Source organism: Gallintestinimicrobium sp., assembly GCF_046968865.1.
Taxonomy (GTDB): domain Bacteria; phylum Bacillota; class Clostridia; order Lachnospirales; family Lachnospiraceae; genus Gallintestinimicrobium; species Gallintestinimicrobium propionicum.
Genome location: NZ_JBKVPW010000014.1, coordinates 46,164 through 66,895, shown reverse-complemented (window position 1 = coordinate 66,895; position 20,732 = coordinate 46,164). Strand labels below are relative to the sequence as shown.

General features: G+C 47.5%; 17 protein-coding genes and 1 riboswitch. Of the genes, 11 read left to right on the top strand and 6 right to left on the bottom strand.

Going from position 1 to position 20,732, the window contains the following annotated elements:
* The first annotated feature begins 15 nt into the window (after positions 1-15).
* From holA to ACLTOQ_RS12240, 3 genes are all read left to right on the top strand, one after another.
* Positions 16-1,011 (top strand): DNA polymerase III subunit delta, encoded by a 996-nt coding sequence (gene holA, locus ACLTOQ_RS12250; protein ID WP_117962795.1) that lies wholly within the window; start codon positions 16-18, stop codon positions 1,009-1,011.
* Entirely contained in the window at positions 1,008-1,559 is a 552-nt protein-coding gene (locus ACLTOQ_RS12245) for a hypothetical protein (RefSeq protein WP_412319556.1), read from the top strand. Before holA ends, ACLTOQ_RS12245 begins: the two co-directional genes overlap by 4 nt.
* A 215-nt stretch (positions 1,560-1,774) precedes the next feature.
* Positions 1,775-2,221 carry a GatB/YqeY domain-containing protein gene (locus tag ACLTOQ_RS12240; RefSeq protein ID WP_117962791.1) on the top strand — a complete coding sequence of 149 codons (447 nt, stop codon included), beginning with the start codon at positions 1,775-1,777 and terminating at the stop codon, positions 2,219-2,221.
* A gap of 217 nt (positions 2,222-2,438) precedes the next feature.
* On the opposite strand, the gene glmS is transcribed toward ACLTOQ_RS12240, so the two are convergent.
* Positions 2,439-4,265 (bottom strand): glutamine--fructose-6-phosphate transaminase (isomerizing), encoded by a 1,827-nt coding sequence (gene glmS, locus ACLTOQ_RS12235; protein WP_118495981.1) that lies wholly within the window; start codon positions 4,263-4,265, stop codon positions 2,439-2,441.
* 322 nt (positions 4,266-4,587) lie between these two features.
* Here glmS and ACLTOQ_RS12230 point away from each other — a divergent pair, with 322 nt between their 5' ends.
* From ACLTOQ_RS12230 to ACLTOQ_RS12220, 3 genes are read left to right on the top strand one after another with little or no spacing between them, the layout of a single operon-like run.
* Positions 4,588-5,535 carry an adenosine deaminase gene (locus ACLTOQ_RS12230; protein ID WP_308728664.1) on the top strand — a complete coding sequence of 316 codons (948 nt, stop codon included), beginning with the start codon at positions 4,588-4,590 and terminating at the stop codon, positions 5,533-5,535.
* 47 nt (positions 5,536-5,582) lie between these two features.
* Positions 5,583-6,134, top strand: a complete 552-nt coding sequence (locus tag ACLTOQ_RS12225; protein ID WP_117962785.1) for an HD domain-containing protein — start codon at positions 5,583-5,585, stop codon at positions 6,132-6,134.
* Complete coding sequence (locus ACLTOQ_RS12220; RefSeq protein ID WP_412319555.1) at positions 6,131-6,709, top strand: hypothetical protein; 579 nt, start codon at positions 6,131-6,133, stop codon at positions 6,707-6,709. Before ACLTOQ_RS12225 ends, ACLTOQ_RS12220 begins: the two co-directional genes overlap by 4 nt.
* 229 nt (positions 6,710-6,938) lie before the next feature.
* On the opposite strand, the gene ACLTOQ_RS12215 is transcribed toward ACLTOQ_RS12220, so the two are convergent.
* Both ACLTOQ_RS12215 and ACLTOQ_RS12210 read right to left on the bottom strand, forming a co-directional pair.
* On the bottom strand, positions 6,939-8,042 hold the full coding sequence (locus ACLTOQ_RS12215) for a glycoside hydrolase family 130 protein (protein WP_412319554.1): 1,104 nt from the start codon (positions 8,040-8,042) through the stop codon (positions 6,939-6,941).
* A 333-nt stretch (positions 8,043-8,375) separates the two neighbouring features.
* Positions 8,376-10,169: an ammonium transporter gene (locus ACLTOQ_RS12210; RefSeq protein WP_412319553.1), complete on the bottom strand. Its 1,794-nt coding sequence runs from the start codon at positions 10,167-10,169 to the stop codon at positions 8,376-8,378.
* A gap of 425 nt (positions 10,170-10,594) precedes the next feature.
* Here ACLTOQ_RS12210 and ACLTOQ_RS12205 point away from each other — a divergent pair, with 425 nt between their 5' ends.
* Together ACLTOQ_RS12205 and ACLTOQ_RS12200 are read left to right on the top strand one after the other, a co-directional pair.
* The gene (locus ACLTOQ_RS12205) at positions 10,595-11,902 is read left to right on the top strand and encodes an IS30 family transposase (RefSeq protein WP_412319097.1); all 1,308 of its coding nucleotides are present in this window, start codon (positions 10,595-10,597) and stop codon (positions 11,900-11,902) included.
* Positions 11,903-12,402: 500 nt separating this feature from the next.
* Positions 12,403-13,365: a hypothetical protein gene (locus ACLTOQ_RS12200; RefSeq protein WP_412319552.1), complete on the top strand. Its 963-nt coding sequence runs from the start codon at positions 12,403-12,405 to the stop codon at positions 13,363-13,365.
* 136 nt (positions 13,366-13,501) lie between these two features.
* Here the strand turns inward: ACLTOQ_RS12200 and purF are convergent, their stop codons facing one another.
* Together purF and ACLTOQ_RS12190 are read right to left on the bottom strand one after the other, a co-directional pair.
* The gene (gene purF, locus ACLTOQ_RS12195; protein WP_412319551.1) at positions 13,502-14,911 is read right to left on the bottom strand and encodes an amidophosphoribosyltransferase; all 1,410 of its coding nucleotides are present in this window, start codon (positions 14,909-14,911) and stop codon (positions 13,502-13,504) included.
* 24 nt (positions 14,912-14,935) lie between these two features.
* Positions 14,936-17,035, bottom strand: coding sequence for a glutamine synthetase III (locus tag ACLTOQ_RS12190; protein WP_412319550.1), 2,100 nt, complete (start codon positions 17,033-17,035; stop codon positions 14,936-14,938).
* 322 nt (positions 17,036-17,357) lie between these two features.
* Between ACLTOQ_RS12190 and ACLTOQ_RS12185 the strand changes: the two genes are divergently transcribed.
* The gene (locus ACLTOQ_RS12185; RefSeq protein WP_412319549.1) at positions 17,358-17,795 is read left to right on the top strand and encodes a LytTR family DNA-binding domain-containing protein; all 438 of its coding nucleotides are present in this window, start codon (positions 17,358-17,360) and stop codon (positions 17,793-17,795) included.
* A gap of 12 nt (positions 17,796-17,807) precedes the next feature.
* On the top strand, positions 17,808-18,254 hold the full coding sequence (locus ACLTOQ_RS12180; protein ID WP_412319548.1) for a DUF3021 domain-containing protein: 447 nt from the start codon (positions 17,808-17,810) through the stop codon (positions 18,252-18,254).
* Here the strand turns inward: ACLTOQ_RS12180 and ACLTOQ_RS12175 are convergent.
* Positions 18,251-18,718 (bottom strand): acyl-CoA thioesterase, encoded by a 468-nt coding sequence (locus ACLTOQ_RS12175; RefSeq protein ID WP_021914463.1) that lies wholly within the window; start codon positions 18,716-18,718, stop codon positions 18,251-18,253. The two genes, ACLTOQ_RS12180 and ACLTOQ_RS12175, sit on opposite strands and share 4 nt — an antisense overlap.
* 190 nt (positions 18,719-18,908) lie before the next feature.
* Positions 18,909-18,990: riboswitch (Fluoride riboswitch) on the top strand.
* Between the two features lie 343 nt (positions 18,991-19,333).
* On the opposite strand from ACLTOQ_RS12175, the gene ACLTOQ_RS12170 reads away from it, so the two are divergent.
* On the top strand, positions 19,334-20,560 hold the full coding sequence (locus tag ACLTOQ_RS12170; RefSeq protein WP_412319547.1) for a cation:proton antiporter: 1,227 nt from the start codon (positions 19,334-19,336) through the stop codon (positions 20,558-20,560).
* The last annotated feature ends 172 nt before the right edge of the window (positions 20,561-20,732 follow it).

Sequence of the window (20,732 nt, the reverse complement as noted above, 5' to 3'; positions counted from 1 at the left end):
CAGGAGGTTGTTAGGTTGCAGCAGCTACTGGAGGATATCAAAAACGGCAGCTTTGCACGGGTTTATCTGCTTTACGGAGAAGAAACCTACCTGAGACTGCAATATCGGGACAAATTGAAAAAGGCGCTGATTCCGGACGGGGACACGATGAACTACCACTATTTTGAGGGAAAGGGTGTCGAGACAGCGCAGCTGATCGATCTGGCGGAGACGCTGCCCTTTTTCGCGGAGCGGCGGGTGATTGTCGTAGAAAACAGCGGTCTGTTCAAAAAGGCGACAGAGGATCTCGCAGAGTATTTCAAAGCCCCTGCGCCGAGCGTCTGCTTTGTGTTTGTGGAAACCGAAGTGGATAAGCGCGGACGGCTGTATAAGGCTGTCAGGGATACCGGGCGCGTTGTGGAGTTTGCACGGCAGAATGAGGCGACACTGCAGAAGTGGATTTTGATTCAGCTGAAAAAAGAAGGCAAACGGATCACACAGAACGATCTTCAGTTTTTTCAGCAGCGGGTCGGTTCGGATATGGAAAATATCAGCCGGGAGCTGGAAAAGCTGTTCTGTTATACGATGGGACGGGATGTGATTACGGCGGCAGACATTGAGGCGGTGTGCACGAGGCAGATTGGCAATCAGATTTTCGATATGGTCGAGGCGATTGCGATGCGCAGACAGAAGCAGGCGCTGGATTTATATTATGACCTGCTGACGTTGAAGGAGCCGCCAATGCGGATTCTGTTCCTGATCGCACGGCAGTTCAATCTGCTGATGCAGGTTCGGCAGCTGAAACGAAAAGGTCTGGATGAAAAGCAGATCGCGGAAAAAACGGGACTTCGCAGCTTTGTGGTGCGCAAATATGTATCTCAGAGCGCACGTTTTACATGGGAAGAGTTAAAGGAAGCGCTGACCGCCTGCGTGGAAACGGAGGAGGCAGTCAAAACCGGGCAGATGAACGATCGGATGAGCGTAGAGCTTTTGATCATTGCCTATAGCGGAGAAAAGGAGAGAAGAGCATGAGCAGTTTGATATTTTTTATTTTTATGATTTGGTTTATTATGCGGATCGTAAAAAACAAACAGAAGGCTACAGGGCAGAACGATCCGAAACAAACACAGGGCAGCAATACACCTGGCTCTGCTGCAACCCGCACGGGAAGCACTTATTCCACAGCGGCCGGCAGAGCAAAAAAATCCGCTTATGAAAGCGCAATGGCATTTCAAAAGACCGCAACCGGATCAGGGGCAGGCAGCAGTCCATCCCGTTTGGGCAACAGCACCTTTGGCTCTGACGGCAGTTCATCGTCTTCTACTTCCACAACGGCGTATCTGGAACGGAAAGCGAAGGAGGATGCCAGGGATCATGCGCAGGAAAAGCGCGAGGAACAGGCGCGTCTCCATCAGGAAACCGGCGGACGTATGGTCGGCGTGCGGTATTATGAGTGGGACAGCATTCCGAAGGGAAACCGGGTTGTCAAGTGCAACTATTGCGGTGCAGAGAATCTGATTTCGGAGCGCTATAAACCGAACCGCTATACCTGCTATTTCTGCAGGGAGATTCTGGAGTGATTTTTTCCGGAACCGGAGGCAGCCCAAGGCAGCATGCCTGTTTGAACCAGTGATCATTCAGATAATCAATTGGCGGATGGATTTCAATCACTGGATAATCTGACGTGCAACTTTTTCCATTTTGTGCTATACTTGTAGCAGACAGAAAAAAACGAGCGACGTCTGGAACGGATAAACCAGGCAGTGCCCAAGGCGGCATAAGGAGGATTTTCGAGATGAGTATGATTGACACTGTAAGAGCTGCTATGGTAACAGCAATGAAGGAACATGATAAGGAGCGTAAGGAGTCCTTATCCATGCTGCTGTCCGCCCTGAAAAACAAGCAGATTGACAAAAGAGAAGATCTGACAGAGGCAGAAGAATTTGAGGTTGTCAAAAAGGAAATCAAGCAGACCAAAGAGACGATGGAGCTCGCGCCTGCAGACAGAGAGGACATCAAAGAGCAGTGCAGCAAGCGTCTGGCGGTGTATTCCGAGTTCGCACCGGAAGAAATGTCAGAGGACGAGATCAAAAATACGATTCAGGCTGTTTTGAATGAGCTCGGTATCGCAGAGCCTTCCGCAAGGGACAAAGGCAAGGTGATGAAAGAGCTGATGCCCAGAGTAAAGGGAAGAGCGGATGGAAGCCTTGTAAACCGTATCGTTGGAGAATTATTGAAATAAATTGTGAAAGATGGCTGTCGCGCCGGCAATCGTTTGCCGGGCGACAGCTTTTTTCATTCTGTGAAGCAGGATTTTTTTATCGTATAGGAAACTTCGTTTCCATACGATAAAAACGCTCCGCGAGGATGCGCACTCGGCGCAGGGGTAGATGGTTGCCGAGGCAACCGCGCCTCGGCGCGAGAATGTGCCAAGGCACATTCTTTTATCCATGGACGTTTCATTCCACCGTTACAGATTTTGCGAGGTTTCTGGGCTTATCGACATCCAGACCCCGTCCGAGAGAAACGTAGTAAGCAAACAGCTGCAGCGGGATGATGGCAAGGGATCCGGCAAACAGGTTTTGGGTTTCCGGGATATAGAGGACGTAGTCGGCGTATTTTTCGATGTCCGGATGCTTTTTGGTGCTCAGTGCCATCACGAAGGCACCGCGGGTTTTTACCTCGATCATGTTGCTGACTGTTTTCGGATAAAGGGCATCCTGAGTAGCCAGGGCAACCACAAGGGTACCATCCTCCATTAGGGAAATTGTGCCATGCTTTAATTCTCCGGCAGCGTAGGCTTCGGAGTGGATATAAGAAATTTCCTTTAGCTTCAGGGAGCCTTCCATGGAAATCGCATAGTCGATACCCCGTCCCATGAAGAAGATGTGCTCTGTCGCAAGGTAGTGGTTTGCAAAGAACTGGATCTTTTCTTTCTGAGAAAGAAGTCCTTCTATCTGGTCAGGCAGCTGCTTTAGAGCAGTCAGTAAGGTCTGGAAGGTATCCGGTGTAATGGTGGAACGGATTTGGGCAAATTTTAAGGCAAGCAGATAAAACACGGCAAGCTGGCAGCTGTAGGCTTTTGTTGTTGCAACGGAGATTTCAGGACCTGCCCAGGTGTAGAGCACTGCATCAGATTCGCGGGCGATGGAACTGCCGACAACATTGACAATGGAAAGAACCTTGCAGCCATGGGCCTTTGCGTCACGGAGAGCAGCAAGGGAATCGGCGGTTTCACCGCTTTGGCTGACAATGATGACGAGGGAGTTTTCCTGATAGATCGGATTTCGATAGCGAAATTCGCTTGCAAGATCGGTTTCAACCGGGATGCGGGCCAGTTCTTCGATCACATATTTTCCGGCTGCACCGGTATGATAGGCGGAGCCGCAGGCAACGATGGATATTTTCCGGAGATTTTTGATTTCTTCGTCTGTCATGCCGATTTCGCCCAGGTCGATTTCCTTATCGTGAATGCGGGGAGAAATCGTGTCACGGACCGCCTTTGGCTGCTCGTGGATTTCCTTGAGCATAAAGTGTTCGTAGCCGCCTTTTTCTGCAGCGTGGATATCCCAGTCTATGGTGACGGGCTGTTTTTCAAGGGGCTCGCCGTCGATATTACAGAAGCGCGTATGTTCATTGGAAAGGCAGACGATTTCTTCATTTTCCATATAATAAACCGTCCGGGTATACTGCAGGATGGCGGGAACGTCGGAAGCAATGAATTTCCCGGTATCGTTTATGCCAACGATCAGCGGGCTGTCCTTGCGGGCAGCGTAGATGTGATGCGGATGATCCAAAAACATGATGCCGAGAGCATAGGAGCCCTCTACGCGGTGCATGACCTTTTCAATCGCTTCGACCGGATCGCCGCGGTAATATTCAGTCAGCATGTGTGCAAGCACCTCCGTATCTGTTTCAGATACAAACCGATAGCCTTTCTTTTCCAGACGCTGCTTGAGCTTTTCATAGTTTTCGATGATGCCGTTGTGGACGACAGCAATGGTATGCTCCTCGTTCATATGGGGATGGGCATTTGTGTCAGAGGGACAGCCATGTGTCGCCCAGCGGGTGTGTCCGATGCCGCAAAAACCGGGCAGCAATGCGCCGTGGTTTATTTTTTCATCCAGAACGCGAAGCCTGCCGACTGCTTTTTCCATATGGATTTTTTGACCATCAAAAACAGCGATCCCGGCAGAGTCATAGCCTCTGTATTCCAGCTTGGAAAGCCCATCCAAAATGATAGGGGCCGCCTGCTGTTTTCCGATATAACCTGCAATTCCACACATGATATTTTCCTCCTGTCATAAAAACAGACGCAGTTATCCTGTCTGTGGATAAAAGCGCCATTGCTTCTCTACATATCTTATGCCTGTCGAGCTTTTACAGATAGAAAAGATCAAAGATCCGACAAACATATTGTTCAGTATATATAATTCGAAGAAAAATGTCAAGTTTTTGATATATAGAATAAGGTTTTTGGTGTATAAAATTCGCAGGCTGAGGACGAATGGGAACAATCGGAGAGATCGCATCGCTTGATGGAGGGGGTGGATTATGGTAAGATGGGGATACAGGAAAAATCTAAACATTTAAGGGGAAAATTGATTTATGGACCGGTTTATGGACGCATTGGAACAGGGAAATCTGGAAACATTAAGAAAATATCCCAAGGCAGACTTGCACAATCATTTTGCGCTCGGTGGAAGCAGAAGGTTCTTATATCAGGCAACCGGTAAAAAAATTGAGCCGTTAGTGCATCCTTTGGCATCCATGGCAGAGATGGATCAATGGAGTCAAAAATATATCGGTCAGTATTTTAACAGCACCGAGGGAAGAAAACTTTTAATCCGTGCGACCTTTCAACAGGCGAAAGAAGATGGAGTAACGGTGCTCGAAATCGGGGAGGACGTTTGGGGCTTAAAAGAATTTTTTCATAATGATATCGATGAGCTGGTGGAATCTTTTACAAGTGCACAAAGAGAAATCGCTCCCGAGATAGAATTAAGGCTTCAGATTGGGTTATCAAGGCATTGTCCGATCAGTTATCTAGAAGATTGTTTGTCTTATTTTTGGGGAAATAAAAATTTTTATTCGATTGATTTGTATGGGGATGAATTCGCGCAGCCGATTGAAAATTTTAAAGGAATTTACCGAAGGGCAAAAAAAGAAGGATTACGCCTGAAAGCCCATGTTGGAGAATGGGGAACCGCGAAAGACATCAGAACGGCAGTAGAAGAATTGGAGCTTGACGAGGTTCAGCATGGTATAGCGGCGGCTGGAGACGAATCCGTCATTCGCTTTTTGGCTGAGAATAAAATCAGATTAAATATTACGCCAATGAGCAACGTTTTACTGGGAAGGGTTGCGGATATGGCGGAGCATCCGATTGGAAAACTGTATCGCAGTGGCATCGATGTTACGATAAATTCGGATGACGTATTGATTTTTGATTCCGACGTATCAAAAGAATATTTGCAACTTTATGAGGCACAGTGTCTGACGGCAGAAGAATTGGAAAATATAAGAAAAAATGGACTAAAGCCTGCCATGCTGTAGAGGCCGGGTCTGTGGATGCGTTTACGCAATAGAAGGAGAACTGACAAATGAGCTACATTACAACCTACACCGGAAAACATTTTGACCCGATACAACCGGAGCCGGGGTTATTTGATTTAACGGATATTTCCCATGCGCTGTCGCTTTTGTGCCGCGGCAACGGACACATGAAACATTTTTATTCCGTGGCGCAGCACAGCATCGCATGTGCGGAGGAGGCGAAGGCACGCGGATATTCGGCAAGGGTGCAGCTTGGCTGTCTTTTGCACGATGCGAGTGAGGCATATCTGTCGGATGTGACCAGACCGGTAAAAAAAGACCTGGACTATTATCTAAAAGTGGAAGCGCTGCTTCAGGATCGTCTGTGGGCGTTTTTTATTCCGGGACGGGTTTTGAGCGAAGAGGAACGCGGACAGGTTTTTGAGATTGATGATGCGATGCTTTCCTGGGAGTTTAGGGAGCTGATGGCGGAAGAACTCGGGGATGGCTGGAAGCAGTTAAAGACCGTGCCGGATTGCTCCTTTGCAGGAATGGAAGATGTGGAAAAGCGGTTTAGCGTCTGGTATCGGGACACGATCGGGCAGGTGGAAAGAAAATGAAAAAATTACTGGTGTTGTTTCCGGGCATCGGATATTCGACTGCGCGTCCGCTTTTATATTATGCGAAACGGATGGGACAGGAAAAGGGCTACGAAGTTCTGGAACTGGAATATAGCCGGATGCCGGAGCATCCGTTTGATAATTTAAAAGAGACTGCCAAAACAGTTTGCGCCTGCGCAGAAGCATGGGCGAAACATGTGGATTGGGAAAAATATGATAAAATTGCGTTTGTTTCAAAAAGTGTAGGAACCGTGGCGGCGGGCTTCCTGACCCGAAGATTGGCAGAAACAGGCGGATGTGTGCAGATCGTCAACCTTTTCCTCACGCCGATTGAGCCGACGCTTAAATATCTGACCGAAGCAAAAAACGGCACAAAAATGGGTTCGTCCCAGATCGTCTTTTCCGGCACAGCGGATCAGTGGATGGAGCCGGAACTGCTGGCAGATTTTTGCAGGAAGCATGGAATCGAGCATCACGCTTATGCAGGAGGAAATCATTCGATCGAAACAGGGCATGTGCTGCGGGATGTGGAGATTGCAAAAGAAATCGTGGGATTCTATGAAAAATTGCTGTAGGAGAGAAACGGAGAAAGTGGGCCAACAGGACAGTAGTGGCGATATATTGTGATGTCATAGAGAAAATGGATATTGGAGAACGTTTTGAAGAAAGCGCTGTGTAACGGAAGTGAGAGATAATCTCCGGTTGCACAGCGCCTTTAGGTTAATCGGAATTTCTATGAAAAATGAGACGTCTGCGTAGGCTGCAGAAGCTATGCACATCCCCGCCACGTTTGCAGGGTCTGCCTTACTTCTGCGGCGCAGATGCAATGGCTACCTTGGAGTCCGCAGTGCCGTAGTACATGTAATAGCGTCCGTGGAAGCTGACAAGACCCTCCAAAAAGCAGGTCGGCATGACCTGTCCTTCCAGCTCAAAGGCTTCAGACGGGCTGATGAAGGGACGGGTGGTGCGTGCGATCAGACAGGTCGGATTTTCGGGATCGATCAGGAGCTGACCGCCCTGATACATAGTGTCATGTCCCCCGAGACGTTCCGGGTTGTCACCCTTGCCGTTGTAGATTAAAACGATACCGGCATCTGTCAGGATTGCCTGAGGGCCCGGCTCGCACAGAAATTCATCATAGTTGCCGACTCTGGGGCGGATGATGGGAAGCAGGACTCTTGCAACTTCATCGTTATCTTTGCAGCGGGAATCGTGCTGACTGAAGGAATGGGACGGGTCTGCACCATCTGCAAGAAATTCCACCGGTGTCCAGTGGATCAGATCATCGGAGGTGGCAGCATAAATGTCGCTTTCTCCCCAGTACATCCAGTAGGTTTCCTTGAGCTTGACCGGATAAAAGTGATCACCCTCCTGCCTGCAGACAACTGCGCCGGATTTTGACCAGAGGTTTTTATATTTCCCATTCATTGCATCCTTGAAGATCGGTCCGTGCTTTTTCCAGTGGACGAGATCGGTGCTTTCTGCGCAGCAAAGCAGTGCAACCTTTCCGTTATAGGAAGTATAGTAGAGAAAATATCTTCCGTCCTTTGTTTCTACAATACGGGGATCCTCGCAGCCGCCCTCCCATTCATAGACGGAAAATTCGTCCTTTTCGGGATACAGGACGGGCTCCGGCATGGTGGTAAAATGCAGCCCGTCGTCGCTGACTGCCAGACCGATGCGAGAGGTTCCTGCATATTTTCCCTCGTGATCTTCTGCGCGGTAAAGCAGGTAAACGCGGTCATCCTTTACAACGGCAGCAGGATTAAATACATCCTTTGCTTCCCAGCCGAGTTCCTTTTCCTGAACCGGGCAGAAAAAACGGGATACTGTATTGGGAACCAGACAGGGATTGGCTTCGGCAGCCTTTTCAAAAGGGCCGAGCATCCAGGGATATTCTTTTGTCATTGGTAAGTCCTCCTTTTTATAGGGAAAACAGATCGCAGCGTGCGGTGTTTTCCCGGATTGTGATATTCCCCCAAGAGCGTTAAAGGCTATTTACGCTGACTATAGCATAGGAGAAGGGAAAAGTCTGTGTAGAAAATGTCAGAAAAAGAGGAAAAGGAATGTGATTTTCTGGAGTCTTATAGTTACGAGATGAATGATGAAACAATAGAATGCACGCTCTGCGAGCATGCTGTTGTCATGAATTAAAAATCCCGGCCTCCTGTTGTTTGGAACAGGAGACCGGGATTTTTTATACGACATGCTGCCGTGTTTATGGATTGTTTTGCTGTGTTATCATTCTACATCCTGCAGTGCAGCGGTATTTTCTTCGCCGGTGCGGACCTTTACGACTCTGTCAACATTGTATACAAAAATCTTGCCATCGCCGATGTGACCGGTAAAGAGTACCTTCTTTGCAGTTGCAATGACGGAATCAACAGGGATCTTGCTGACGACAACCTCGATCTTTACCTTAGGCAGCAGGGTTGCATCGATTTCTGCACCACGGTACATTTCGCCTGCACCCTTCTGGATGCCGCAGCCCATTACCTGTGTCATGGTCATACCGGTTACACCAAGGTCGTTTAATGCAGTCTTCAGTGCTTCGAAGCGAGACAGCTTTGCAATGATGACAACCTTGTAAATGCCGCTTGCAGAAGCGGTGATCGGAGCTTCCACAACCTTGACAGCTGCATCCTTCTGGAACTCGGAAGCCTTGTCGTAATCCGAAACACCGAGATCGGTATTTTCGTTGACATCCATTGTCATAGTGTTGGAGATATCCATGATGGAGAAGCCGGCATATGCGGACGGAAGACCATGTTCTTTTGCATCAAGACCAATAATTTCCTCTTCTTCGGAAACACGAAGACCGAAGAGCTTTTTGATAATAATAAATGTGATCGTGATGGTTACAGCAGTCCATGCGATGGTAGCGAACATGCCAAGGAGCTGTAAACCAAGCTGTTTGAAGCCGCCGCCGTAGAAGAGACCTGCACCTGCGATCTGGTTTGCGCCGAAGCTTATACCATCACCGAAGCCTCTTGCAAAGGCAGGAGCGGAAGGAGTAGCGAAAAATCCGACTGCAACTGTGCCCCAGATACCGTTTAAGCAGTGTACTGCAACTGCTCCGACAGGATCATCCACATGGAGCTTGTAATCCAGAAACCATACGCCAAAGACAACCAGAACACCGGCAACTGCGCCGATCACGATGGAACCAAAAGCATCTACAACATCACAGCCTGCGGTAATGGCAACCAGACCGGCAAGGGAAGCATTTAAGCACATCGAAACATCAGGCTTGCCATATTTTACCCAGGTCAGGATCATGGTAACAACGGTTGCAATGGCGGGGGCGATGGTTGTAGTAACAAAGATGGAGCCGAGCTCTTCAACGGAGGTTGCAGCAGCACCGTTGAAACCGTACCAGCCAAGCCACAGAATGAAAACGCCCAATGCACCGATCGGAAGGTTATGTCCGGGAAATGCGTTTACCTTTGTTACTTTGCCTGCCTTATCCTTTACAAACTTACCGATACGGGGACCAAGCATTGCTGCACCGATCAGAGCGGAAATACCGCCGACCATGTGGATGCAGTTGGAACCTGCGAAATCGTGGAAGCCGATCTGGGAAAGCCAGCCGCCGCCCCATGTCCAGTGTGCTTCGATCGGATAAATGACTGCGGAAATGACTCCGGAGTACACACAGTAGGAAATGAACTTTGTACGTTCTGCCATTGCACCGGATACGATGGTAGCGGTTGTTGCACAGAACACAAGGTTGAATACGAAGTTTGACCAGTCAAAATTTGCATAATCGGTAAAAATGTCAAATCCGGGTTTTCCGATGATGCCGGCCATGTCTTCTCCGAGCAGAAGGCTGAAGCCGATCAGAATGAAAACAACGGTACCGATACAGAAGTCCATCAGGTTCTTCATCAGGATATTGCCGGCATTCTTTGCTCTTGTAAAGCCGGTTTCCACCATTGCGAATCCGGCCTGCATCCAGAATACCAGCGCAGCGCCGATCAGAAACCAGACACCGAATACTTCGCCGTTTAAAACGCTTAAGATTTCTTCTGTCATAATAGTTCCTCCTCATTTTGTGGTATAAAAAAAACGATGCCAGGGATTTTCTGTGTTTCGAAGCCCCATTGCATCGTTTCAGGTGGATCTCAGACAATCCGGTTTGCCCAAGACCCGAAGTATGTTTATCCGACCGCATGCGAAATTGAGTTGGAATGTCGGATAAAAAAAAGGTGCTGCGACGTTTTGTCGTAGCACCTTTGCTATGTTGGCAGTATAGCACCGTGCTAAGAACGTGTCAAGGAAAAAATGAAAAATTTATAAACTTGAAAATCCAAACTCATTTGTAAAACTTACTTCCACCCCTATCTAATTCGATGTGGAACTTACTACCTCCAAACATCAGGTGTGGAAGTTACTTATTCTTAATGCTATCTTATTCTTATTCGTCCATCTCTAAGCTCCGGCCGGAACTGGAGAAACATATGAATAAGAATAAACATTTAGTTTTTGATGAAAGATACGTAATTGAGCATTCTCTTAATAAAAATATGAGTTTTAAAGCCATTGGCAAACAGATTCTTAAGGACTGTACCACTGTATCCAAAGAAGTGAAAGCTCATATCATATTTGAAAAGAAAGGTGCTCCTTATAGACCTTTTAACGACTGCCTGAACAGAAAGCACTGTTTCCATTACGGCGATATATGCCTTGCCTGCGAACGTCATAAAAACCGTAACAAATGCAGTGCCTGTGGGCATTGTACAACCTCCTGTTCGGACTACTCCAAAGAGGAATGTCCCAAACTATCCAAGGCTCCCTACGTATGTAATGGTTGTGATCTGTTAAACAGCTGCACCCTTGAGAAAAGATTCTATAAAGCTCTTTCCGCGCAAAAAGAGTATGAATTGGTGCGCAGCGAATCACGTTCAGGCTTTAATCTCTGCGAAGATGAATTGAAACAGCTTGATTCCGTAATAAGTCCTTTACTCAAAAACGGTCAATCTATCCATCACATACTTGCTAACAATCAGGACAAGATTTCCTGCTGTGAAAAAACCGCTTATATTTATGCCGATAGTGGTCTTTTTTCTGCCAGAAACATAGACATGCCCAGAAAGGTCCGATTTAAGCCCAGAAAGAAAAAGTCAGTCCCTCTCAAAGTTGATAAATCCTGCAGAATAGGCAGAACCTATGATGATTATAAGCTTTACAGAATGAACAATCCTTCGCTCCCTGTTACTGAACTTGATTCTGTAGAAGGGATAAAGGGCGGTTCTGTATTACTCACCATTCACTTTGTACTTCCAAAGCTTCAACTGGCATTTTTGCGGGAAGCAAATGACTCTAAATCTGTGACTGACATATTTGATCATCTATACGAATTACTTGGGTTTGATAACTTCACCAAACTATTCCCCCTATGTCTGGCCGACAACGGAACCGAGTTTTCAGATCCTTTCGGTATTGAAGTTGACTCAGATGGTGTGATAAGGTCTCGGGTATTTTATTGTGATCCCTCTTCTCCCGGTCAGAAGGGAGCTTGTGAAAATAACCATGAATTCATAAGAAGAATCATTCCAAAATTCACGGATCTTGGGCAGTACGCTCAGGCGGAAATCAATCTCATGATGGATCACATCAATTCCTATGGAAGACCTGAACTTGGTGATAAATCACCTTATGAAATGTTTGAATTCTACTATGGCAAGGAAATATTAGACTTACTCGGTATTCACAAAATACCTGCAAATGAAATCATTCTGAAACCGGAATTATTGAAACACAAATAAAGAAAGAAGCACTCTCTTTATCTGTGTGCATTGCACACTTCTATCCTTACTTCGCTTGATTAATACAATTCTGATGAGAATTAACTGTGTCAAGGCTGCCGCAGGCACCTTTTTAAAGCTTTGGCCTTGACACAGCTAATTTCATCAGATAAAAAGTACCCCGGCGAAGTAAGGATAAAGATTTCTGCATCTGCAGAAATTTCCTTATAAACAATCAAAAGGCCGGAGTCCTACGCAGTTGGATGAGTTTCCTATCGTTACCTTAAGGGGTGGAATTCACTAACTCTTACCAGGACCACGTGAATTCGACTTCTCATTTTGATGCGCATTTTTCCGGCTTTTGGTTTATTATAGATGCTTTTTGACATAAATACCACCATTTTTGTAAGAAAAAACTTCCACCCCGTGGAAGTTAGTCCTACAAGGTGGAAGTTACCCTTACAAAGTGGAATTAACTTTTACAAGTGACGCTTGAAAATCCAAAGAGCAAGTCCGTTTTTTTGGACACATTATCTGTTATGCTGGAATTGTTCCAGACAGGGACAGAAAGAGAGAAGATGAGTATGATCGTGCAGATGAGCAGTAAGTCAAAAATATATCACAGACCGGGATGTCAGTATTTGAATCGTATCAAGGAAGGATATCTGACATTAGTGGAGCTACAGAAGAAAACAGCTGGAAAATTATCTCCCTGTAAATGTTGCTGTAAGCTCAGCAAAATGTACAGGGACTACGAACCGGCGATGAAAAAGATTCTTGAAGAGATTGACGGATTAGCGAAGCTGGAAGAAAATCAGATCAAAATCCAGGCGAAAAATTATTGTTGGGAAATCCGGTTTGATCCAGCAAAGCAGCATTTCAGGCTGTATAAGAAAATTTGGGATGAGACGATAGGACGGACGAATCTGATACAATGCAGCGGATATGATGGGAAAGAAGAGACAGGGCAGCTTGAGAAGATAATAGCTTTGCTTGTAGGAAAAGAGAGAACAGCATCTTATCCGGAAGCTTACCGGAAAGCTGCGTGGAATATTGAGCGTCAGGCAAAAGAGCATCATATGAGTATTGAGTATGACGGAGATATTTTATATGTACTTACGGATATGGCTGCATGGAAAATAGTATTTTTTGACCGGAAGCAGTGTTACAAGCTGTTCCACTGTCCGTTTGGCGGGAAAAAGATGACAATGGAGCAGGCAAAAAAAGCCAGGTATCACAGACAGGTGGATGCAGGAGAAAATAGTCATCCTGCGAAATATCTGAAATATATTGCCGGTCATGACCGTGCTAAAAAGATTATGGAACAGGATTATCATTTGCTTCCGCAGAGAAGCAATAAAGAAAAAATGTATTATAATCAGGCGAGAAAGAGAGAGGCAAGGAAAAGTACCAGACAGGTCTGGAACCTGTTTGCGGAGCTGGAAGCACAACAGGAAGGCTTTCAAAAACTGTCGTTTTGTTGATAAGTAAAGAATTTTTACGGGACGTTTTTATTGTACATAACACCAGCCCGCAGAATTTCTGCGGGCTGGTATTTTCCATACCGGTGCAGTTCCGGTACAGATATATAAAGTATGCATTTGACAGTCAGGGGGAGAGTTATACAGGGTAGTGACTGTCAAAGCATGCTTTGCAAAGTGGAAGATCCCCGGTCATCTGCTTCAAGTCCTCCAGCTTCATGTAACCGAGGGAGTCTGCGCCGATAGAGGCGCAGATTTCGGCAGCAGTGTGGGAGGACGCGATCAATTGATCGTTGCTGGGAACGTCGGTTCCGTAGTAACAGGGGAAAAGAAAAGGAGGGGAGCTGATACGTACATGCACCTCCGTTGCGCCGGCATCCTTTAACATACGGATCAGGCTGGCCATTGTCGTGCCGCGGACGATAGAATCGTCAATCAGGACAAGACGTTTGCCTTTGACGACGCTGGAGAGTACGCTCAGTTTCAGGTGAACAGCGGACTCCCGCTCCTTTTGGGTGGGTTTGATGAAAGTTCTTCCCACATAGCTGTTTTTGTGAAACGCAAGGGCGAAGGGCAGACCGCAGGCCTGCGCATAGCCCATTGCTGCAGCCAGACCGGAATCCGGGACTCCGGTAACAAGATCCGCCTCAACCGGGTAGGAAGCAGCAAGCGCTTTTCCGGCGCGGATTCTGGCATCATATATGTTTACATTGTCCATCGTGGAATCCAGACGGGCAAAATAGATGTATTCGAAAATACAATGTGCATGAGGAATCTGTGCAGCTTTACTTTCCTCGATGAGACGGGAATCGGATTTGATCCCATTTTCGGTAATGGTAACGATCTCGCCGGGAAGAATATCACGTACAAATTCTGCGTCTACAGCTGTCAGGGCGCAGCTTTCCGATGCAAGAATGTAGCTGTCACCACGTTTGCCCAGACATAATGGTTTTAAACCGAGCGGATCTCGGACGCCGATCAGTTTTCTGGGGCTGATGATGACAAGAGCGTAACCGCCCTTTAATTTGCGTGCAGTCTGTAAAATTGCATCTTCCACACAGGAGGTGCGAGTTCTTTCCCGTGCGATATCGCAGGCGATGACCTCGGAGTCTGTCGTAGAGCGGAAAATAGCGCCGCCCTCCTGAAGAGACTGACGAAGCTCGGATGCATTTGTGATGTTGCCGTTATGAGCAAGCGCAAGCGTGCCTTTTAAATAGTTCAAGACGAGGGGCTGCGCATTTTCCACGATGCTTGCGCCGGTCGTGGAGTAGCGGACGTGCCCGATGCCGATATTTCCCTTCAGGGAATCCAGGGATTTTTCATGAAACACCTCGCTGACAAGCCCCATGTCTTTGTGCCAGGTGATATTTCCTTTCGGGCCATTTGTGTTACAGACGGCAATACCGCAGGCTTCCTGTCCGCGGTGCTGCAGAGCAGAAAGCCCGTAGTAGATAGAAGGAGCAGCGGCGCTGCCATCGGGATTATAAATCCCGAAGACGCCGCATTCCTCTTTCAGTTTATCCTCTTGTTCCGGATCAAAAAAACTCATTTTAAAGTGTCCCTTCCGGCTGTTTTAAACGGAAAACAGCAACTTCTCGTAGTTCGGGTAAGGCAGGATGCTGTCAGGAATATAGGTTTCTGCAGCATCTACAGCGCTGCGGACTGCATCCATATCAGGCAGGATTGTCTCGTGATAGAACAGGGACAGGGCAGGCTGATCGCTCATGCCTTCTGCTGTTGCAAGATCTGCTTCCAGCTTTTCTTCCGCGGTAAAAATGGCTTCGTAATAGCCGGAAAGTGTGGTCAGCAGTTTCTCCTGTGCGGTGCAGGGCAGTGTTGCAAGAACTGCTTTTTTCGCGGAGATCGATGCTGCAACCTCGTCTGTATAGGTCATCAGGGCAGGCAGGAAATCGCGGCGAACCATATCCTCCATGGTCTTTGCTTCGATATGGATGGTTTTGCTGTAGGTCTCCAGCAAAATTTCATATCTGGAGAAGATCTCTTCTTTGGAGAAGATGTGATGGCTGGTAAACAGGTCGATATTCTTCTCGTGAATGAAATAAGGAAGCGCATCAGGAGTGGACTTTAAGTTGTACAGACCGCGCTTTTCAGCTTCCTGAACCCATTCGTCAGAATAGCCGTTGCCGTTAAAGATAACCTTTTTGTGCTTCAGGATCGCTCTCTTTACCAGAGCGCGAACTGCTTCATCCATCTGATCTTCGGGGAAGGCCTTTAATTCTCCGTAGAACTGACGCAGTGCTTCTGCAACAGCTGTATTTAAAATGATGTTTGGACCTGCCACAGAGCTGGAAGAGCCAAGGCTTCTGAATTCAAATTTATTGCCGGTAAATGCAAAGGGTGAGGTTCTGTTTCTGTCGGTATTATCCTTAAAGAAATGAGGCAGTACAGTTGCGCCGGTATCCATCTGAACAAGAGGATGCTTGCCAAAGAAAGTATCATTTTCAATGGAATCCAGAACAGCAGTCAGCTCATCTCCAAGGAAGATGGAGATAATAGCCGGAGGCGCCTCATTTGCACCGAGACGATGATCATTTCCTGCGCTGGCAACGGAGATACGCAGCAGATCTGCATAATCGTCAACCGCTTTGATGACAGCCATCAGGAAAATCAGGAACTGTGCGTTTTCAGCAGGAGTACGTCCGGGCTCCAGCAGGTTTACACCAGTATTTGTAATCATGGACCAGTTGTTGTGTTTACCGGAACCATTGATACCGTCGAAGGGTTTTTCATGGAGCAGGCATACCAGACCGTGTTTGTCAGCAACTTTTTTCATGACTTCCATCGTCAGCTGATTGTGATCGACGGCAACGTTTGCCGTGTCGAAAATCGGAGCTAACTCATGCTGGGCAGGAGCAACTTCGTTATGCTTTGTCTTTGCAGGGATGCCAAGCTTCCAGAGCTCTTCATCCAGATCATGCATGTATGCGGATACGCGGGGCTTTAATGCGCCGAAATAATGATCTTCCATTTCCTGACCTTTGGGAGACATTGCGCCGAACAGAGTTCTGCCGGTAAAGATCAGATCTTTTCTCTGCTCATACAGAGCTTTGTCAACCAGGAAATATTCCTGCTCAGGACCGATGGTGGTGGAAACACTTGTAACATCCTTGTTTCCGAGCAGCTGCAGAATTCTGACTGCCTCTGTGTTCAGAGTTTCCATGGAACGCAGCAGAGGAGTCTTTTTATCCAGTGCTTCGCCGCTGTAAGAACAGAAAGCGGTAGGAATGTAAAGGGTTCCATCTTTAATAAAAGCGGGAGAAGTAGGATCCCATGCCGTATAACCTCTTGCTTCAAAAGTAGCGCGCAGACCGCCGGACGGGAAGCTGGACGCATCCGGCTCACCCTTTACCAGCTCTTTTCCGGAGAAATCCATGATGATCTGACCATCTCCGACCGGACTGATGAAGCTGTCATGCTTTTCAGCAGTGAAACCGGTCATGGGCTGGAACCAGTGCGTATAATGGGTAGCGCCGTGCTCAACGGCCCATTCCTTCATGGCAACCGCAACGGAATTGGCAACATCCAGTTCCAGATGGGTGTTATTTTCGATTGTTTTACGCAGCGCTTTGTAAATATCCTTGGGGAGCTTTTCGCGCATCACTTTGTCGTTAAAGACCAGGCTGCCGTAAATTTCAGGAATACTTTTTGACATAGATCAAATCTCCTTTCAACTGTAGGGTAAGCATTGTACATTTCGGTGTTTTGTCTGACGAAACGTTTCATTATGCAGAACATATCTTTAGAACGAAAAAAGGCACTTCGGAGAAGATTCTCCAAAGCGCCTTTGCTTTATGTGACGTATCATACTCACAAATAATAAAACTGTCAAGCCCCTTTTTTTAAAAAACGAAAATTTGTGCAGTAAAGCCATAGGTGCATTTGAGGGAGCTTTTTTGTCAACTTACCTCCGATTCTGAGACAAACCGCATGTTTTCGTGTATGCTTTTGTCAACGAAAGGAAAGGAGATCTGGGCATGAAAGTGAGCATTGAGCTTTCACCGGAATACCGGATTCCGTATGCAGTCATTTATGCGGATAAAATAACGGACGAAATTCAGAAGATTATGGAAATCCTCAGTCGGCAGAAAACGCCGATCACGGCACTGCAGAATGAGGAAAATCTCGTCGTTCTGCAGCCGGAGGATATCTATATGGTGCGTGTGGAGGTCGGGGATACGATTCTTTTTGGGGAGCATTTAAAATACCGTTCCCGAAAGAGACTCTATGAACTGGAGAAACAGCTTGGAAAGCAGTTTATGCAGATTTCGAAATCCACGCTGGTCAATCTTTCCTATCTGGACAGCATCGAAGCGGGTTTTAACGGAACGCTTCTTCTGAAGCTGAAAAACGGCTGTAAGGATTATGTATCCAGAAAATATTTGCCGGAATTTAAGAAATATCTGGGACTGTAGGAGGAATCGGGGATGAAAGCAATTGTAAAAGAAGCAGCAAAATATGCAGGAATCAGCACCGGGATTGCGCTTGGGATTTTCTGTTTTGTCGGAATGCTATTTGACCTGTATTATGGCGGAAATTTCAGCCTTTCAGGGTATCAGTTTACAAAGATGGTACTCGGTTGTGTGGTGGTCGGCTGGGGCTTTGGCGTTCCGGCTGTCGTTTACCGGAAAGAAAATCTGCCGATGCCGATCCGTGTTGTAATCCATATGGGAAGCGGCTGCGTGATTTATACGCTGGTCGCATGCTGGGTCGGCTGGATCGACCTGTCAGCGGGGCTCTGGCAGGGAATCGGCATGATTGCTGCCCAGCTGGCAGCAGCATTTCTGATCTGGTTTTTCTTTCTGCTGCATTACCGTCGGGAAGCGAAAGAGATGAATGAACGGATACAGGAGATGAAAAAAGGGAAGGATTAAAATCCTTCCTTATTTCGTTGGATGCGAAGCTCTTTTCTTTTCTGCCCGGCTTCCCATTCCGCCTGCTGACCGATGGATTCGATCAAAAGTCCCGGAACTTTGGTCGGTTTTCCGGTTTCGTCAACGGCAACGAGCGTGAGGTAAGCCCGGTTTACGGGATATCGTGTGCCGTTAAGTTTTTCCACATAGGTATCGACCCGGACTTCCATGGAAGTGCTGCCGACCCAGGTGAGGGTTCCGACCAGAACGACAAGGTCATTTTGAAACACGCCGCGGATGAATTTCAGGTTATCGACGGATGCGGTGATGACATTACACTGGGAATGACGGATGCCGACGAGCCCGGCGACTTCGTCAATCCACTCCATCAGCCTGCCGCCGAAAAGCCGTCCTGCACCGTTTAAATGTTCCGGGCGGATCTGATAGACCTGTTCCACGCGGGATTCGATTGCTCTTTTTTTCATAGTATTTTAGGAAGACCTCCATTCTGAGTACAGATTTTCCTGCAGGCGCGAAAATGGTCCGCAGGGAACTTAAAAGCCTTGAGATTATTTTATTTCTATAGTTTGGGACAGTCAAGTGGCAGAAGGTAAAGCGCGTCAGCGCGGGCTCACTCAATAATTTCCCTTTACACACCCGGGCAGTGTTGTTATAATACTTTCCGGGAATGAGGTTCTCCCGCGTCGTATGGCGAAACCGCTTGAAAGAATTTTAAGCTGATGGCTTCTGTGATTTTAGATGTGAAAGCGACAGACTTTGGGCATCGATGGCTGGCAGTAAATATCCGTAAAGATGTTTGCATGCAGCCAAAATCGCAGAGGGCATTGGCTTTTTTGATTTTTGACAGTAGAATGTTTGCAGAGCGTGTATTCTGTTATTTTACAGGAAAGCGGGAGAGCACACAGCCGAATAAAAAAACCAGCGCAAGAGGCTTTCAGTTTCGTTGCGTCCATCCCACAGGGAATAGAAAAGGAGAAAAGATTGAAAAATAAAATTTTTCAATCGCGAGATTTGTGTCTGCGCACACTTGACACAAACTCGGTATGCGCAAAAAGCGTGCGCAGAAATGAGAGGAAAATATGTTAACATCACTTGCGTTTATTTTTCTGGCAGGTCTTGCCATGGCGGCGGTCTGTGAGCGGATAGGGCTTCCGAGGATTATTGGAATGCTCTTTACGGGCATCGTGCTCGGACCGTATGTGCTGAATCTGCTGGATCCGTCGATTCTGGGCATTTCGTCGGAGCTTCGCCAGATGGCGCTGATTATTATTTTGTTAAAAGCTGGTCTGTCCTTAAATCTTGCGGATTTAGAGAAAGTCGGACGCCCTGCTATGATGATGGCATTTGTACCAGCGAGCTTTGAAATCTTTGCGTTCTTTTTATTTGCTCCGTATGTGCTTGGAATTACGCGCGTGGAGGCTGCCGTGATGGGTGCAGTGCTTGGAGCGGTTTCCCCGGCAGTCGTGATTCCGCGGATGGTGCAGCTGATGGAAAACAGTTATGGGACGCAAAAGAGCATCCCTCAGATGATTATGGCGGGTGCATCCTGCGACGATATTTTCGTCATCGTTCTGTTTACAACATTTGTGCGCATGGCGCAGGGAGGAAGCGCAAAGGCGTCGGACTTTGTGCAGATTCCGATTTCGATCGGGCTCGGCGTTGTGCTGGGAGCCGCTGCAGGTTATGTGCTGGCGAGGGCTTTTGAAACGGCATATGCCCGTGCCCACTGCGTCCGAAACAGCATGAAGGTGATCCTGGTGCTCGGTCTGTCGTTTCTTCTGATGGCAGTGGAAACGTGGCTGAAAGGAATCGTTTCGGTATCCGGGCTTTTGGCGGTTGTGAGCATGGCGTGCATGTTGAAGGCAAAATGTGTGCCGGAGGTTTCGAAGCGCCTGTCTGAAAAATTCGGCAAGCTCTGGCTGGCAGCGGAAGTCGTGCTGTTTGTGCTGGTCGGCGCGGCGGTCGATATCCGTTATACAGCAAGCGCTGGTGTGAGTGTGCTTTTGATGATCGGGATTGCGCTCCTGTTTCGTGCAGCAGGCGTGTTCTTGTGCATGGCAGGGACGCAGCTGAATAAAAAAGAGCGGCTGTTCTGTGTGATCGCCTATCTGCCGAAAGCAACCGTACAGGCGGCGATCGGGTCGGTTCCGCTGAGTCTCGGTCTGCCGTGCGGACAGCTTGTGCTCTCGGTTGCAGTGCTTGCGATTCTCGTGACCGCGCCGATTGGAGCGATCGGGATGGACAAAACGTATCGGAGGCTGTTGGTGCATGAAGGCGGCGCGGCTGGGGAGAACCCCGGCGCATGAAATTTGCCTGCGGAAAGCTACATGGGAACTGGAAAAATTAAAAAACCTCTTTACAAATGAAAAAAGATAGGGTAGACTACATTGCATGAAAAATAGTGTCGTACATAAGATGTAGGCTGACAAAGGGGTCAGGAAACTTGCATTGCAGGTTTCCTGACCCCTTTCTTTCTGT

Bases quoted from the DNA above. Each gene is read 5' to 3' on its own strand.
- ACLTOQ_RS12245 (WP_412319556.1), top strand. From the start codon at position 1,008: ATGAGCAGTTTGATATTTTTTATTTTTATGATTTGGTTTATTATGCGG.
- ACLTOQ_RS12240 (WP_117962791.1), top strand. From the start codon at position 1,775: ATGAGTATGATTGACACTGTAAGAGCTGCTATGGTAACAGCAATGAAG.
- glmS (WP_118495981.1), bottom strand. From the start codon at position 4,265: ATGTGTGGAATTGCAGGTTATATCGGAAAACAGCAGGCGGCCCCTATC.
- ACLTOQ_RS12230 (WP_308728664.1), top strand. From the start codon at position 4,588: ATGGACCGGTTTATGGACGCATTGGAACAGGGAAATCTGGAAACATTA.
- ACLTOQ_RS12225 (WP_117962785.1), top strand. From the start codon at position 5,583: ATGAGCTACATTACAACCTACACCGGAAAACATTTTGACCCGATACAA.
- ACLTOQ_RS12220 (WP_412319555.1), top strand. From the start codon at position 6,131: ATGAAAAAATTACTGGTGTTGTTTCCGGGCATCGGATATTCGACTGCG.
- ACLTOQ_RS12215 (WP_412319554.1), bottom strand. From the start codon at position 8,042: ATGACAAAAGAATATCCCTGGATGCTCGGCCCTTTTGAAAAGGCTGCC.
- ACLTOQ_RS12210 (WP_412319553.1), bottom strand. From the start codon at position 10,169: ATGACAGAAGAAATCTTAAGCGTTTTAAACGGCGAAGTATTCGGTGTC.
- ACLTOQ_RS12205 (WP_412319097.1), top strand. From the start codon at position 10,595: ATGAATAAGAATAAACATTTAGTTTTTGATGAAAGATACGTAATTGAG.
- purF (WP_412319551.1), bottom strand. From the start codon at position 14,911: ATGAGTTTTTTTGATCCGGAACAAGAGGATAAACTGAAAGAGGAATGC.
- ACLTOQ_RS12190 (WP_412319550.1), bottom strand. From the start codon at position 17,035: ATGTCAAAAAGTATTCCTGAAATTTACGGCAGCCTGGTCTTTAACGAC.
- ACLTOQ_RS12185 (WP_412319549.1), top strand. From the start codon at position 17,358: ATGAAAGTGAGCATTGAGCTTTCACCGGAATACCGGATTCCGTATGCA.
- ACLTOQ_RS12180 (WP_412319548.1), top strand. From the start codon at position 17,808: ATGAAAGCAATTGTAAAAGAAGCAGCAAAATATGCAGGAATCAGCACC.
- ACLTOQ_RS12175 (WP_021914463.1), bottom strand. From the start codon at position 18,718: ATGAAAAAAAGAGCAATCGAATCCCGCGTGGAACAGGTCTATCAGATC.
- ACLTOQ_RS12170 (WP_412319547.1), top strand. From the start codon at position 19,334: ATGTTAACATCACTTGCGTTTATTTTTCTGGCAGGTCTTGCCATGGCG.